Raw genomic sequence first — 13,605 nt, 5'->3', positions numbered from 1 at the left:
CTTAATCTCCTAGGCATTTGATTGCGCAACATTATATGAATTGAACCGAGCCCAAGATAGCTGACCCGGCGGCAAATGACGTAATTTTTTTTCGCTTTCCTGATCCAAATCAGGAATGAAACGCTTGATTGCTCATTCGTTAACCTGCCCCCGCAAGCGGGCCCACCATACCCCAATCCATTCGTGGATGGCAGCTTCGGAATACATCAGATAGCGCCCTTTGGGTAAATAACTGTAGAGGGGCTGGGCCACCTGGCTCTGCTTGGCGGTGTAATCGGTGGGGGCCGGCACGGCGTTGAGCCCCTGACCCTGATAGAGGGCCATGGCGCGCGGCAGGTGGGTGGCAGAACTAACCAGCGCCACCTCTTTTCCTTTCAGATGGCGGCTGATACTGACCGCCTCATCATGAGTGTCTTTGTTGTTTTCAAACAACGTCATCCGCGAACGGGGTATGCCGAGGCTCTCGGCCATCCGGGCATTGACCTCGGCATTGGAGAGGGGATCCCCCGACACATAGCCGGAGAATACCAGATCGGCGTCGGGATAGGCCTGGGCGAGGCGAACCCCTTCGAGAGTCCGTGCCAGCGAGATATTGTTCTGCCAACTGCGCATCGGTACCGCCGGATCGCTGACATGGCCATTGCCGAGCACCACGATGGCGTCGATGTTGGGATGCTGGCTCACCTCGAACGGCGGGAAGGTCTGCTCCAGCCCGCGGGCCAGTTCGTAGCTCACCGGCCGCATTCCCAGCAGGGCGACCAGCAGCAGCGACAGAGTCGCCAGCAGCTTGCCGGTTTTCTGAAAACGGGTGAACCAGAGCAGCAACAGGGCAACCAGCAGCAGGGAGAGGGAGAAGGGGAGCGGCATCAACAGCTGACCAAGCCACTTTTTGAGCACAAACACGGCAGACACTTCCTTGAGTTTTCAGCAAATTCGGGATGTGACAGAATACCTCTCTTTTTTGGGATGGCCACAACCCTGTGGCGCTAATGTTGAGTTTCTCCTTGAAGCACGATCAGAGTTTTGACGGGCGCGCCGATAAGTTCGCCCGCAACATTTACGACTCCACCAAGGGGCGCATCCGCACCACCATTGTCTGGAGCGACATCGAAGCCTGCCTGGCCCGCCTTGGCAACCGACCGCTGCGCATCCTCGATGCTGGGGGCGGTTTTGGCTATTTCGCCCAGAAGTTGGCGGCCATGGGTCATCAGGTGGAGCTGTGCGATCTGTCAGCAGAAATGCTGGAACTGGCCCGCAGCCAGATCGCCGAGAAGGGGCTGGAAGACAAAATTCGTCTCATCCATTGCCCCATTCAGGATCTGAAGCAACACGTGACCGGGACCTTTGATCTGGTGCTCTGCCATGCGGTGCTGGAGTGGCTTGCCGAGCCGCGTCAGACCTTGCTGGGTCTGTTCCCTTTCGTCAATGCCGGGGGCATACTGTCGCTGCTTTTCTACAACCGTCATGGCCTGCTGTTCCAGAGCCTGGTGGTGGGCAATTTTGACTATGTGCGCCTTGGTCTTCGCAAGAAGCGCCAGACTGCGCTTACGCCCACCAATCCCCAGCTGCCGGAGCAGGTCTATGACTGGATTGGTCGCGGGGGGCTGCGCATCATCGGCAAGACCGGGGTGCGGGTGATCCACGACTATATGCGTCACAAGCAGGATCAGGTGGAGAAGTTCGACGATCTGCTGGCCATGGAGCAGCAATATTGCCGTCAGGAGCCTTTTGTCTCCCTCGGTCGCTATATCCATGTGATGGCCCAGAAGCCGGCCAGTTGATTGCTCGCTGTTCACGTCGATGTGAACCATGTTTTCGATGCTACCGGATGTAGCCGCGCGCACGATTTTGCGCCCAATACAACAACGAGATGACAACATCATGATGAGTACATCCCGTACCCTGCCAGAGATGGTGGGATGGGTCAGGCAGGAGGGGTTGGCGCTGAGCCTGCCGACCGACCGGCTGGCCTTTCTGATTGCAATCAAGACCCTGTCCGAAGATGAGTCGGACCTGTCGGAAGCGGCGCTGCACGATGCCTTCGGCTATGTCAGCAGCGCCTTCGGCCAGATGGACGAGACCCTCACCGGTCGCGCCAACAACGCCATCAACGATCTCATTCGCCAGCAGCTGCTGTCGCGTTTCAACACCGACATGGTGGCGGGGGAGAGCCTCTACCGCCTGTCACGCCTGGGGGTGAGCATTGTCGACTTCTTTATGGATCAGCGTCAGGTTGACTCCATCAAGCTCTCCATTCTGCTCGAGCACCTGGCTTCCGAGCTCGACACCGCCCGCAAGGCGGCGCTGGAGACCAACACCCGCGAGCAGTGGGATGCCGAGGTGCTGCCACGGCTCACCTTCTCGCTGGAAGAGACGCTGGGGCGGATCGATCTCACCCAGCGCGCCATGGATGAGCAGCAGAATCAGGTCAAGAGCGAAATCGCGGCCCTGCTGACCCAGAACTGGGTCGATGCCATTCACAGCTGCGAAAAGCTGCTGCACGAGACCGGCCAGACCCTGCGCGAGCTGCAAGATACTTTGGACGCTGCCGGCCACCGCCTGCAGGCAGGGCTGCTCAATATTCAGGAAGCGGCGCAGGGGCGCGACGATCTGTTCCACGTCGAGGAGCTGACTCACGCCTTGCAAGGGCGCCTTGACGTCATCACCAGCTGGGGTCAGCAGTGCATCGAGCTCTGGTCCCGCTACGACAGGCACGTCCACAAATTTATCCGCAACGCCATCGACATGGACAAGAACCGTGCCTTCAGCCAGCGGCTGCGCGAGTCCATCCGCAATTTCGAGCAGCACAACTGGCAGCTGCGGGTGGCCGAAGAGCCCCGTCTGCTGGAGCTGCGCGACGAAACCATCGCCATCCACGACGAGGAGGTGACCGGCGAGGTGCCCCTCGAGATGGAGTACGTCGAGATGGTGGATATCAACCAGGAGCTGGCCGAGCGTATCGAGCGCTATCTGGCCCGCTACCCCGAGCAGGGCCAGCAGCTGGACTTGGCCGATGTGCTGCGGGAATACCTGCTGGACTACCCGGCCCATGCCCACTTCGATGTGGCGCGTCTTCTGATCGACCAGGCCGTGCGCCTGGGCCATGCCAGCGGCGAGCGTGAACTGCATCGCCAACCCGCATGGAAACCCATTAACCAAGCTGGATCCAAGGTTCAGGCCTATGTCATTGATCAATTCTGAGTTTCCCTTGCCGCTGCGCCTTGCAGAGGCGATTGCCAACCCCTTGTTTCCGCGCATCGACACCGCCTTGCGCTCCGGCCGCCACATCAGTGCCGACGAGTTCGAGCAGCATTCGGCGCTGGTCGAATATCACAGCGAGCTGGAGATCTTCTACGGCCGCTATCAGGTGGAGCTGATCAAGGCGCCGGAAGGCTTCTTTTACCTGCGCCCGCGCCCGAGCTCCGACATCGGCACCACTGTGCTCTCCGAGCTCGATATGCTGGTGGGCAAGGTGCTCTGCTACCTCTACCTGAGCCCGGACCGTCTGGCTTCGGAAGGGGTATTCGCCATGGCCGAGCTGCAAGAAGAGGTGCTGAGCCTCGCCGACGAGAAGCAGCTGCTGCGGATGGTCAACAGCCGCTCCGGCGGTACCGATCTCGACAAGAAGAAGTTGCTCGAAAAGATCCGTACCTCCATGCGCCGTCTGCGCCGCCTTGGCATGATCACCGCCCTTGGCAACGGGGATAAATTCCGGGTCAACGAATCGGTGTTCCGTTTCGCCGCTGACGTGCGTTCCGATGAAGATCCGCGCGCCGTTCAACTGCGGATGATCCAGGAGGGTGAAGCCATCTTCCACGACGACGAAATGCCGAGCAGCGACTCGCTCTTTGATGACATCGAGGCGGATCTCGATGAAGAACAACTGGATCTGGAGGTATAACCGGTGCGAGGCAAGTTCAAATCCCTGACCATGGTCAACTGGAACGGCTTCTTTGCCCGGACCTTCGATCTCGACCAGCTGGTCACCACTCTTTCCGGCGGCAACGGCGCGGGCAAGTCCACCACCATGGCGGCCTTTATCGCGGCGCTCATCCCCGACCAGTCACTGCTTCACTTCCGCAATACCACGGAAGCGGGCTCCAGCAGCGCCTCTCGTGACAAGGGGCTCTACGGCAAGCTGCAGCGCGGCCACTGCTACTCCCTGCTGGAAGTGATGAACAGCCGCGAACAGCGGATCTGGGTCGGCGTCCACCTCGAGCAGGTGGCCAACCGTGACAACAAGGTCAACATCACCCCGTTTGCTCTGGTGGATGTGCCGGAGAATCTGGCACCGACCGATCTGCTGCTGGAGAAGCTTGATGGCGGCAAGGGCCGGGTACGCGCCTTTACCGATCTGAAAGGGGCGGCCGCCGAGCTGGGGGCGCTGAAAGTCGCCAAATTCAATACGGTGACCGACTATCACAACTTCATGTTCGAGTTCGGTATCACCCCGAAGAAGCTGCGTGATCAAAAAGATCGCGGCAAGTTCTACCGCCTGATCGAAGCCTCCCTCTACGGCGGCATCTCCTCGTCCATCAGCCGTTCCCTGCGCGAGTACCTGCTGCCGGAGAACTCCGGGGTACGCAAGGCGTTTGCAGACATGGAGGCGGCCATCTATGAAAACCGCCGCACGCTGGAAGCGATCAAGGAGACCCAGGGTCAGCGGGATCTGTTCAAGAACCTGATCACCGAGACCACCCACTATGTGGCCGCCGACTATGTGCGCAACGCCGCCGAGAAGAGCCGTCTCTCCGAGCTGGCCCTCAAGGCGCGTCAGGAGCTGGCCGACAAGCGCCGCATTCTGGCCGAAGAGAAGCAGCGCGCCATCTATCTGGCCGACGAGGTGGAGCAGCTCACCAACCGCGAGAAACTGCTGACCGACGAGCTGGAGTCTGCCTCAGAGCATCTGGCCAAGGTGATGGCAGCGGTTTCCTTGCAGAAGAAGATCGAGATGTACCGCGCCGATCTGGCGGATCTCTCTGACAAACTCGAGCAGCAGCAAGCGGTGGTGGAGGAGATCCACGGCCAGCTGCTGGAAGTGGAAGAGCGCAAGGAGCTGGCACAGGCAGAAGTCGACAGCCTCAAGACCCAGCTGGCCGACTACCAGCAGGCGCTCGATATTCAGCAGACCCGCGCCATCCAGTACCGTCAAGCGGTGCAGGCGCTGGAGGCTGCCCGCGAGCAGTGCGAGCTGCCGGGGCTGACCGCCGAACAGGCGAGCGACACCCTGCACCAGTTCCGCGCAGCCGAGCAGAGCCTCACCAGCCGGGTGCTGGGGGCCGAACAGCAATTGGCGCTGGCCAAGGCGGCGGTAGCCGAGCATGAAGCGGCGTTGGCGCTGCTTTTGAGCATCGCCCCGGAGACAGTGCGCGAGGCCGCCTGGCCCACCGCGCAGGCGTTGCTCAAGCGTCACATCGAAGACAAGGCTCGCATTGCCCAGGGGCAGGGGCTGCGCGCCGCGCTGGCTCGCCTCGAGAAAGAGAGCGAAAGCCAGAAGAGTCTCTTCAAGCTGCGCGACGAGCTGCAGCAGGCCTCTGGCCAGCTGATTGCCAGCAGCGATGAGCTGGAGATCTTCCTCGAAGCCCAACGCACCCGTCAGGAGGAGCTCTCCGAGCAGCAGGCGGAGGTGAACCAGCGCCGCGCCAGCCTCGAGCATCAGGGCACCCAGCTGGGTCGTGATATTGCTGAGCTGACCAAGCTGGCGCCGCGCTGGCTGAAATCCTTTGAAAAGCTCGAGCAGCTGCGCGAACAGAGCGGTCTGCCGCTCGCCACTGCCGAAGAGCTTTCGGCCGGTATGCAGACAGTGCTCGACAAGGAGCGCGAGTTCGAACAGGAGAGCAACCGCATCGCGGCGCAGAAACAGGCGCTGGAGCTGCAAATTCGCAATCTGCAGCTGGGGGCAGGCGAGGCGGATCCACGTCTTGCCCGCATTGCCGAGCAGGTGGGGGGCGTGCTGCTCTCCGATGTCTACGACGACATCTCCATCGACGATGCCCCTTACTACTCCGCGCTCTACGGCCCGGCTCGCAGCGCCCTGGTGGTGCTCGACCTTGAGGGGGCCATCGAGCGGCTGAAAAAGCTGGAAGATTGCCCGGAAGATATCTACCTCATTCAGGGCAATCCCGACTCCTTTGACGAGGATCTCGTGGAAGCGGACGAGCTGGGGGACGCCGTGCTGGTGCGCACCAGCAAGCGTCAGGTGCGCTTCTCCCGCTACCCCGAGCTGCCGCTGTTTGGCCGCGCCGCTCGGGAAAAGCGGATCGAGCAGCTCGACCTTGAGCGCGAAGGGCTCATCGAGGGTTACGCCAAGGCCGCCTTCGAGCAGCAGAAGTACCATCGTCTCTACGGTCACTTCCGCGACTTTATCGGCCAGCATCTGGATATCGCCTTCCGCCCCGACCCCGAAGCCGAAGTGCAGGCCAAACAGGCCGAACTGCGCGCGCTGCAAGGGGCCATCGGCGAGTGCGACAAGCAGCTGGCCGAGGCCAAAGCCGCCGCCGCCCAGCTGACGCGCCATATCCAGCTGGTGCAGGGCATGCTGCCCTTTGCCCACCTGTTTGCCGAGACTGATCTGGCGGTCCGCCTCGAGGCGGCTCATGCCGACGTTGAGGCCCTGAAACAGGCCGAAGCCTTTATCGCCAAACACGGCAAGGCGCTGGAGAAACTGGAAACCATGGTGCAGGTGCTGCGTCAGGATCCGCAGGATCTGGCTGCGCTGCAGGCGGCTTACGATGAGGTGAGCGACCTGCTGGCCGAGCAGAAGCGCCGTTGCTACGCCCTCGATCAGCTGGTGGCCCGCCTGCCGCACTTTGCCTATCAGGATGCACAAGACCTGCTGGGCAAGGCGTCCGAGATGAGCGAGCGACTCAAAGAGAAGCTGAAAGCGGCAGAGCTGGCGGCCCGCACCGCCGGCGAGCAGCACAAGCAGATTGCCCTGCGCCACACCGAGGCGCTGCAGCTGCGCACCGCGCTTAACTCCAGCGTCGAGGCCAAGCGCCAGACCCTGACCGAGTTCGAGCAGGAGCTGGCGGCCATGGGGCTGACCCTCTCTGACGATATGGAAGAGAAGGCGCGCGCCCACAAGAAAGAGATTGAAGAGCTGCTGATCCGTACCCGTTCCCGTCGCACCAGCGCCGAGGCCCAGTTGCAGGTCACCAAGCGCGAGATTGAATCCCTTGGCGGTCGTCTCAAGCTGGAAGGCAAGGATTACTACAGCGCCCGTAAATCTCTGGTGGGCCACAAGGCGAGCTGGTCGCGGGTGGTGCGGCTGGCGCGGGAGACCGACGTCGAGAAGCGCCTCAACAAGCGCGAGCTGGCGTACCTCGACGGCGACGAGCTGCGTTCCATGTCGGACAAGGCCCTCGGCGCCCTGCGGGTGGCGGTGGCCCACGACGAGGCCCTGCGCGATGCGCTGCGTCTCTCCGAGGGCAACCGCAGCACCGAGCAGAAAGTCGCCTTCTACGTGCAGGTCTACCGTTACCTCAAGGATCGCATCCGCAACGACATCATCCGCTCCGATGATCCGGTTGAGGCGATCGAGGAGATGGAGATCGAGCTGGCGCGTCTGGCAGACGAGCTCAAGCAGCGGGAAACCCATCTGTCGCTCTCCTCTCACGAGGTGGCGGCCAAGATCACCAACATCATCCGCCGCGAGCAGAACCGCATCCGGGTGCTCAACCAGGGCTTGCAGAACATCGCCTTCGGTCTGGTGCGCGGGGTGCGCCTCAACGTCAATATCCGCGAGGCCCACACCCGTCTGCTGACGGCGCTGGCCGATCAAACCGCCATGCACAACGATCTGTTCGCCGACAAGGAGCTCAGCTTCTCCGAGGCGATGGCCAAGCTGTTCCAGCGCCTGAACCCGCAGATCGAGCAGGGGGATCGCAGCTATCAGGTGATGGGCGACGTGCTGCTCGACTATCGCAACTATCTGGAGCTGGAGATCGAGGTGCAGCGCGGGGCCGATGGCTGGCTGCGTGCCGAGAGCGGTGCGCTCTCTACCGGTGAGGCGATCGGTACCGGTCAGGCCATCCTGCTGATGGTGCTGATCAGCTGGGAGGAGGAGTCCCGCCGTCTGCGCGGCAAGGATATCGCCCCCTGCCGTCTGCTGTTCCTCGACGAAGCGGCCCGTCTGGATGGCAAATCCATCGCCACCCTGTTCGAACTGTGCGAGCGTCAGGATATGCAGCTGCTTATCGCGGCGCCGGAGAACATCAGCCCGGAGAAGGGCACCACCTACAAGCTCATCCGCAAGGTGCAGGGCAAGCACGAGCACGTGCATGTGGTGGGTCTGCGCGGCTTCGGCTTCGCCGACGACAAGCTGATCGCCTGACTCTGATGGGCAAATAGCTGGAGAAAAGGGAGGCATTCGCCTCCCTTTTTATTGGAAAAATATGGCAAAGTAGCGGCGCAGCCTGCGATGGGATAAGGCAGCGGATGAACGGGCTTGCCCGGTTCTGGTTAATAAGTATCCCTCTTGTTGTGCTGCGTTGCGGACGCAGATCGGAGGGTGTTTGCGTGCTCTTGTTGGCAAACGAGAGCAGAAAAGTGGCCCCTTGATTGTCTCTTGGGTGCAACAGTGGTGATTTAAAGCCTGTGTTTATTGCAACAATCGCGGTGACCACTGCGTTGGCAACAGGGCTGGGCGCCATGATGGCAAGGGGCCGCCTACATTGCGGTGGCTTGCCGGTATGGGGAGAATCTCCCCGTTACTGCGACGCGAGATGATCAGCCGGGCTATCTATCCGGCAAGGTGAGCGAGGAGAAGTAGATGCGCGGCATCGGGAGAGAGGGAGTGGTGCAATCGGCCTGCAAAGGGGGGCTGTTGTTTGTCTGCCTGCTGCTGGCAGCCTGTAGCAGCCGCTATGACGAGAGCCACGGCGGCAGCTGGCGCGGCTATAGCGAGACCGGTTATGCCAGCTATTATGCCGACCGCTATCACGGTAAAAAGACCGCCAGCGGCGAGCTCTATCGCAACAACCTCAATAGCGCCGCCCATATGGAATTGCCCTTTGGCTCCATGGTGCGGGTGACCAACCTCGCCAACGGCAAGAGCGTAGTGGTCAAGGTCAATGATCGTGGCGCCTTTAAAAGCGGGCGTATTATCGATCTCTCCAAATCTGCCTTCAGCACCATCGGCAATATTCGCGATGGAATTATCAAAGTAAAGGTTGAGGTGTTGTGACTGCTTACGATGTCGCAGACTCTGGTGGAATATGGTGGGCTCTGCAGATCGTAATGTCTTTGCAGCAGATGGCGGCTGGAAACATACACAGGGATGAATAAAGCATGACTATGGACATTTTCGCGTTTCGCAAACAATGGCGCATGACGAAGGCGCGCATGCAAGCCACCTGGTTCTGGCGTGTGTTCGGCGTCCGTGCCATGCAAAAGGGGTGGACCAAGTTTCTGGTGGCGGTAGCCATCATGGCGGGCTTCTGGAGCGTGTTTTTTTACGTTGAATTGCTTAACCCCATCCTGCCGCTGGAACAGTTGACGAAAAATGAGGGAGTGCTTGTGCAGGTTTATAAGCCCCTCCGTACTGCACATGACTCCGCGATCAGGATCCTGACGGACTCGGGAGAGGAAATAGCCTATCGAGGTAGTATCTATAACAAAGCAGCGTTGCTTGCCGCAAAAGGAAAACGGGTCACGGTCTGGAGTCAGCTTTATTACAGATTTTGGTGGCCCTTTTATTTCGAACAGGCGTGGCAGGTGCAGGAAGGTGAGCAGGTCTTGATAAGTTATGAAAATACGTACAAAGGCCTACTGCGTTATAGGCCAAGCGACGAATGGCTGGCCAAGCACTTGTTGATACTGACCATCCTCTCCTTAGCTATTGTGGCTCTGGCTTGCCACAAGGGGGCGACAACAGAGTAATCGTCATATTTAAATAGTTCATCGCCAATATTCTCGAAGGTGTTATCAAGGTAAAGGTTGAGGTTCTTTAATATCGAACAACTGGAAGTGGATAACTTTAGATGATATAAAAGCGATAAAGCTTCATAAATATATGTATAACTTGACATTAACTATTAAATCTGAGGCCATCAGATGGAAGTGAGAAAAGTATGTGTATCTGATGCACACAATGTCTTGGCGTTAATGAACCGACTCGACAGTGAAACAACTTTTATGCTTTATGAGCCGGGAGAGCGCACTACGACAGAGGTTGAACAAGCCCAAATATTGGCATCGTTTGTTGATGCAAACAACAAAGTCATGCTGGTACTGGCAGAGCTCGATGAGATTGCTGGCTTTATTGTCGGCATTGGTCAACCAGCAAATCGTAACAAACATGTCTTGTATTGTGTTATCGGTATTCAACAATCCACAACTGGACAGGGATTTGGTAAACAGTTGTTTTCTGCGCTGGAAGAGTGGGCAACCGCGCGGGCCTTTACCCGTATGGAGTTAAATGTCATGTGTCATAATGTCCGAGCTTGTGCTCTTTATCACGCTTGTGGTTTTGAGGTCGAGGGAATAAAGCGAAACTCGATGAAAGTTGATGGTGAATATGTTGATGAATACTTAATGGCTAAGCTGATTTAAGTTATGTCACAATTTAGAGTTTTGATTGCCTTTCTTCGTGAAAAAATTAGCATGGTATATTACCATGCAACGGTTATTAAAGTGTTTTGTGGCAAATGTTAGTTCATGTTGATTACAGGATGGATAGAGTGAACTCAGAAAGGAAGCGAAATTCAAAAGTAATTCTATTTTTGTGTAATGGGGTTGAAGAGTATGAGGCATCAGTATTTACAGATGCCTTTGGTTGGACGACAACTTATGGCCTTGAGCCCATACAGTTAACTACAGTTGGTTTTCACCAACGAGTTAAATGTGCATGGAATTTTACGATCGAACCGGAATGTCTGTTTGATGAAATAGATATCGAAGAGTTTGATTCCCTAGTAATACCGGGAGGTATGAGCCGTGCAGGCTTTTATGATGATGCGTATGATCCAAGGCTATTGGCATTGATTAAAGATTTTGATGTCAAGGGAAAAGTTATTGCTTCGGTGTGCGTGGGGGCATTGCCTATTGCCAAAAGTGGTGTGCTAAGCGGTCGCAATGGTACGACTTATCATCTGAGTCAGAAACGGCAACAACAGATGCAAGAGTATGGTGTACAGGTACTGAATCAACCTATCGTTATCGATGGGAATATTATCACTTCACGTAGCCCGTCCACTGCAATGGACGTTGCGTTTCTTGTCGTGGAGATGCTTACCTCAAAAGCCAATCTAGAAAAAATTAAAGAGGGGATGGGGTTTCTCGAAGGTGGTATCTGCTAAATGTACGAGTTCTTGTTGAAGTAAAAATAGCTTGGTGCTTTATATTGAGTGCTCAGGGTAGATCTTTGTGGCTATCAGTATGTCTTAATAATTTATCAGTTTGTTTATTTTTTCAATATGGCTTGAGCAGGGAAAGAGATGGATATTGAGCTGATTAATGTGCCGCAAAGTGAATTTGAGCAGGTCTTTACTGCCGTGAAACAGGGAATATTTCCCTATGTTGAGGTGCTCTTTGGCTGGGATGACCAATTTCAACGCGAACGGCTAGCCAGCTCATATTTGCCGCAATGGTTTTCGTGGATCCTGCATGGGGGAGAACGTATTGGTCTGTTATGTCGCAAGCCATATGAGGATGCCCTGCATGTTCATCTGCTGATCATTTTCCCTCAGTATCAGGGACGGCAGCTTGGCGCTGCCGTGATGGAACGGCTGCATCAGGAGGCTGAGCGTGAGGGCAAATGCCGGGTCACCCTGTCCAGCTTCAGAGAGAACCATGGGGCGATACGGTTTTATGAGCGCCTTGGTTACAGCGTGGTCGAAGAGGAGCAGGCGTTTGTCTCCATGTCCCGGCCGTTGGGCTGTGACCTCGGATTGAAAAAAGTGGTTAATGGAGAGTTGTGATGGCGATTTTGAATATTTTGACGGCTCCCGACCCCAGGTTGAGGATCAAGGCCGAGCGAGTTGAGGATATCGCTACCGTACAGGGGCTGATCGATGACATGCTGGAGACCCTGTATGCGACGGAAAACGGGATTGGTTTGGCCGCAACTCAAGTCGGGCGTAAAGAGGCGATCGTTATTATCGACTTGTCTGAGAGCAGGGATCAGCCGCTGGTTTTGATTAATCCACAAGTGATAAGCGGTACTGAAAAGGTGCTTGGACAAGAGGGCTGTCTCTCCGTGCCGGATTATTATGCGGATGTCGAGCGTTACAGCTCGGTGGTGGTATCTGCACTGGATCGAAAAGGCAATCCGATTACGATTGAGAGCAGCGATTTTTTGGCCATTGTCATGCAGCATGAAATTGATCATCTGGATGGTAACTTGTTCATTGATTACCTGTCACCGCTCAAGCGGCAGATGGCACTCAAACGAGTTAAAAAATCGCTCAAGTCCGCCAGCTAATGTTTGCGGATAGTGGCTGGCCGTTTTAGTTATGTGGAGAGCAGGCAGAATGAAAGTGGCAAGATGGAATGTCAGGGCACTGTTTGGCCGCAATAGCAATGAGGTGCGGGGACGTTATGGGCTGAAGGCCCTGCTGTTGCTGGGAACATTGTGGGTCGCTCTCCCCGTATCAGCCGACGAAGAGCAGCTGCCGGCCGAATATCGCCCCTTTGTGCAGCAGTTGGTCGATGCGGCAGAAGCCCGTGATCATCAGGCACTTGCCAACCAGATGAAGTACCCCTTCAAGCAGGAGTATCCCATTCCCGCCATCAAAACCCCGGCGGAGATGCTGACCCGTTTTGACGAGGTATTTGATGACGCCATATTAAAAAGCATCGCAACCTCCCGGATCGGGCAGGATTGGCAGACCATGGGCTGGCGCGGCATCATGCTGGGCAGTGGCGAGGTCTGGATGGATTTTGATGGCAAGGTGATCGGTATCAATCATCAGACGGGGCAGGCCGCCAAATTGAAAGCCGAGCTTATCGCCAGGCAGAAGAGCGGTCTGCATCCCAGTGTGCGGGAGTACAAGAGCCCCGCGCTGATGTGGCAGACCGAGAAATTTACCATTCGCATCGACGAGTTGAACGATGGCCACTATCGCTACGCCTCCTGGGCCAGGGGCAAGACGCTCGCCGACAAGCCGGATCTGGTGCTGAGAAATGGCACCGTCAGGGTGGAGGGGACGGGGGGCAATCATACCTATCTCTTCACGAGCGGCCCCTATCGCTACGAGTGCGTTGTAACCGTATTGGGTGAGCGAGGCGTGCCACCGGGTGAGCTGGTGGTCTATAAAAACGACGCCGAGATAGTGCACCAACCGGTGATCAAGGTGCTGTGACAGCAAATCCACATAAAGAGAGATCAAAGAGCGGCCAGGTGCCGCTCTTTTGCTTTCGCAAACTGAGGGATCAGCTTCGCTAGCTTTGCGGCACCCTGACCCCTTTATCGAGATAGAGGCTGCTGTAGTTGGCCCTGTGGGTGACAAACATCACCTGATGGCGGCTACCGTCGGAGAGGATAAGGAAATCGCCCGCTTGGGCAGGGCTTTGCAAGGAGACCTCCTGCTCGGGGGCGGTCAGGCGGTCGACATCATCCTTGAAGGTGAGGGTGTAAGAGAACATATGGCGCTCCACTGCTGGCTC

Annotated in this window: 13 protein-coding genes; 11 read left to right on the top strand and 2 right to left on the bottom strand. The window is 57.2% G+C overall.

Annotation, left to right across the window (positions count from 1 at the left end):
• Positions 1-132: 132 nt before the first annotated feature.
• The gene (gene elyC / locus AACR93_RS11610; RefSeq protein ID WP_043850877.1) at positions 133-903 is read right to left on the bottom strand and encodes an envelope biogenesis factor ElyC; all 771 of its coding nucleotides are present in this window, start codon (positions 901-903) and stop codon (positions 133-135) included.
• Between the two features lie 101 nt (positions 904-1,004).
• Here elyC and cmoM point away from each other — a divergent pair, with 101 nt between their 5' ends.
• The 11 genes from cmoM (at position 1,005) to AACR93_RS11555 (ending at position 13,301) form a co-directional block, all read left to right on the top strand.
• Positions 1,005-1,781 (top strand): tRNA uridine 5-oxyacetic acid(34) methyltransferase CmoM, encoded by a 777-nt coding sequence (gene cmoM, locus AACR93_RS11605; protein WP_033113262.1) that lies wholly within the window; start codon positions 1,005-1,007, stop codon positions 1,779-1,781.
• 100 nt (positions 1,782-1,881) lie between these two features.
• Positions 1,882-3,201, top strand: a complete 1,320-nt coding sequence (mukF, locus tag AACR93_RS11600) for a chromosome partition protein MukF (protein WP_042030892.1) — start codon at positions 1,882-1,884, stop codon at positions 3,199-3,201.
• Positions 3,182-3,901: a chromosome partition protein MukE gene (gene mukE, locus AACR93_RS11595; protein ID WP_005336835.1), complete on the top strand. Its 720-nt coding sequence runs from the start codon at positions 3,182-3,184 to the stop codon at positions 3,899-3,901. The genes mukF and mukE overlap by 20 nt, the downstream gene beginning before the upstream one ends.
• Positions 3,902-3,904: 3 nt before the next feature.
• Positions 3,905-8,332, top strand: a complete 4,428-nt coding sequence (gene mukB, locus AACR93_RS11590) for a chromosome partition protein MukB (protein WP_043850876.1) — start codon at positions 3,905-3,907, stop codon at positions 8,330-8,332.
• 438 nt (positions 8,333-8,770) lie between these two features.
• Positions 8,771-9,184 (top strand): septal ring lytic transglycosylase RlpA family protein, encoded by a 414-nt coding sequence (locus tag AACR93_RS11585; RefSeq protein WP_043850875.1) that lies wholly within the window; start codon positions 8,771-8,773, stop codon positions 9,182-9,184.
• A gap of 104 nt (positions 9,185-9,288) precedes the next feature.
• Positions 9,289-9,879 carry a hypothetical protein gene (locus tag AACR93_RS11580; protein ID WP_043850874.1) on the top strand — a complete coding sequence of 197 codons (591 nt, stop codon included), beginning with the start codon at positions 9,289-9,291 and terminating at the stop codon, positions 9,877-9,879.
• Between the two features lie 174 nt (positions 9,880-10,053).
• Entirely contained in the window at positions 10,054-10,551 is a 498-nt protein-coding gene (locus AACR93_RS11575; RefSeq protein WP_043850873.1) for a GNAT family N-acetyltransferase, read from the top strand.
• Positions 10,552-10,670: 119 nt separating this feature from the next.
• Positions 10,671-11,297 (top strand): DJ-1/PfpI family protein, encoded by a 627-nt coding sequence (locus AACR93_RS11570; RefSeq protein WP_043850939.1) that lies wholly within the window; start codon positions 10,671-10,673, stop codon positions 11,295-11,297.
• A 138-nt stretch (positions 11,298-11,435) separates the two neighbouring features.
• Positions 11,436-11,918, top strand: a complete 483-nt coding sequence (locus AACR93_RS11565) for a GNAT family N-acetyltransferase (protein ID WP_043850872.1) — start codon at positions 11,436-11,438, stop codon at positions 11,916-11,918.
• Complete coding sequence (gene def / locus AACR93_RS11560; RefSeq protein WP_043850871.1) at positions 11,918-12,421, top strand: peptide deformylase; 504 nt, start codon at positions 11,918-11,920, stop codon at positions 12,419-12,421. Before AACR93_RS11565 ends, def begins: the two co-directional genes overlap by 1 nt.
• A 49-nt stretch (positions 12,422-12,470) precedes the next feature.
• On the top strand, positions 12,471-13,301 hold the full coding sequence (locus AACR93_RS11555; protein ID WP_052497070.1) for a hypothetical protein: 831 nt from the start codon (positions 12,471-12,473) through the stop codon (positions 13,299-13,301).
• A 79-nt stretch (positions 13,302-13,380) separates the two neighbouring features.
• On the opposite strand, the gene AACR93_RS11550 is transcribed toward AACR93_RS11555, so the two are convergent.
• Positions 13,381-13,584, bottom strand: coding sequence for a hypothetical protein (locus tag AACR93_RS11550; protein WP_033113256.1), 204 nt, complete (start codon positions 13,582-13,584; stop codon positions 13,381-13,383).
• Between the last annotated feature and the right edge of the window lie 21 nt (positions 13,585-13,605).

Origin of the sequence: Aeromonas sp. L_1B5_3, assembly GCF_963866575.1 — a bacterium.
Classification (GTDB): domain Bacteria; phylum Pseudomonadota; class Gammaproteobacteria; order Enterobacterales; family Aeromonadaceae; genus Aeromonas; species Aeromonas jandaei.
This window is presented reverse-complemented; position numbering and strand designations above follow the sequence as displayed.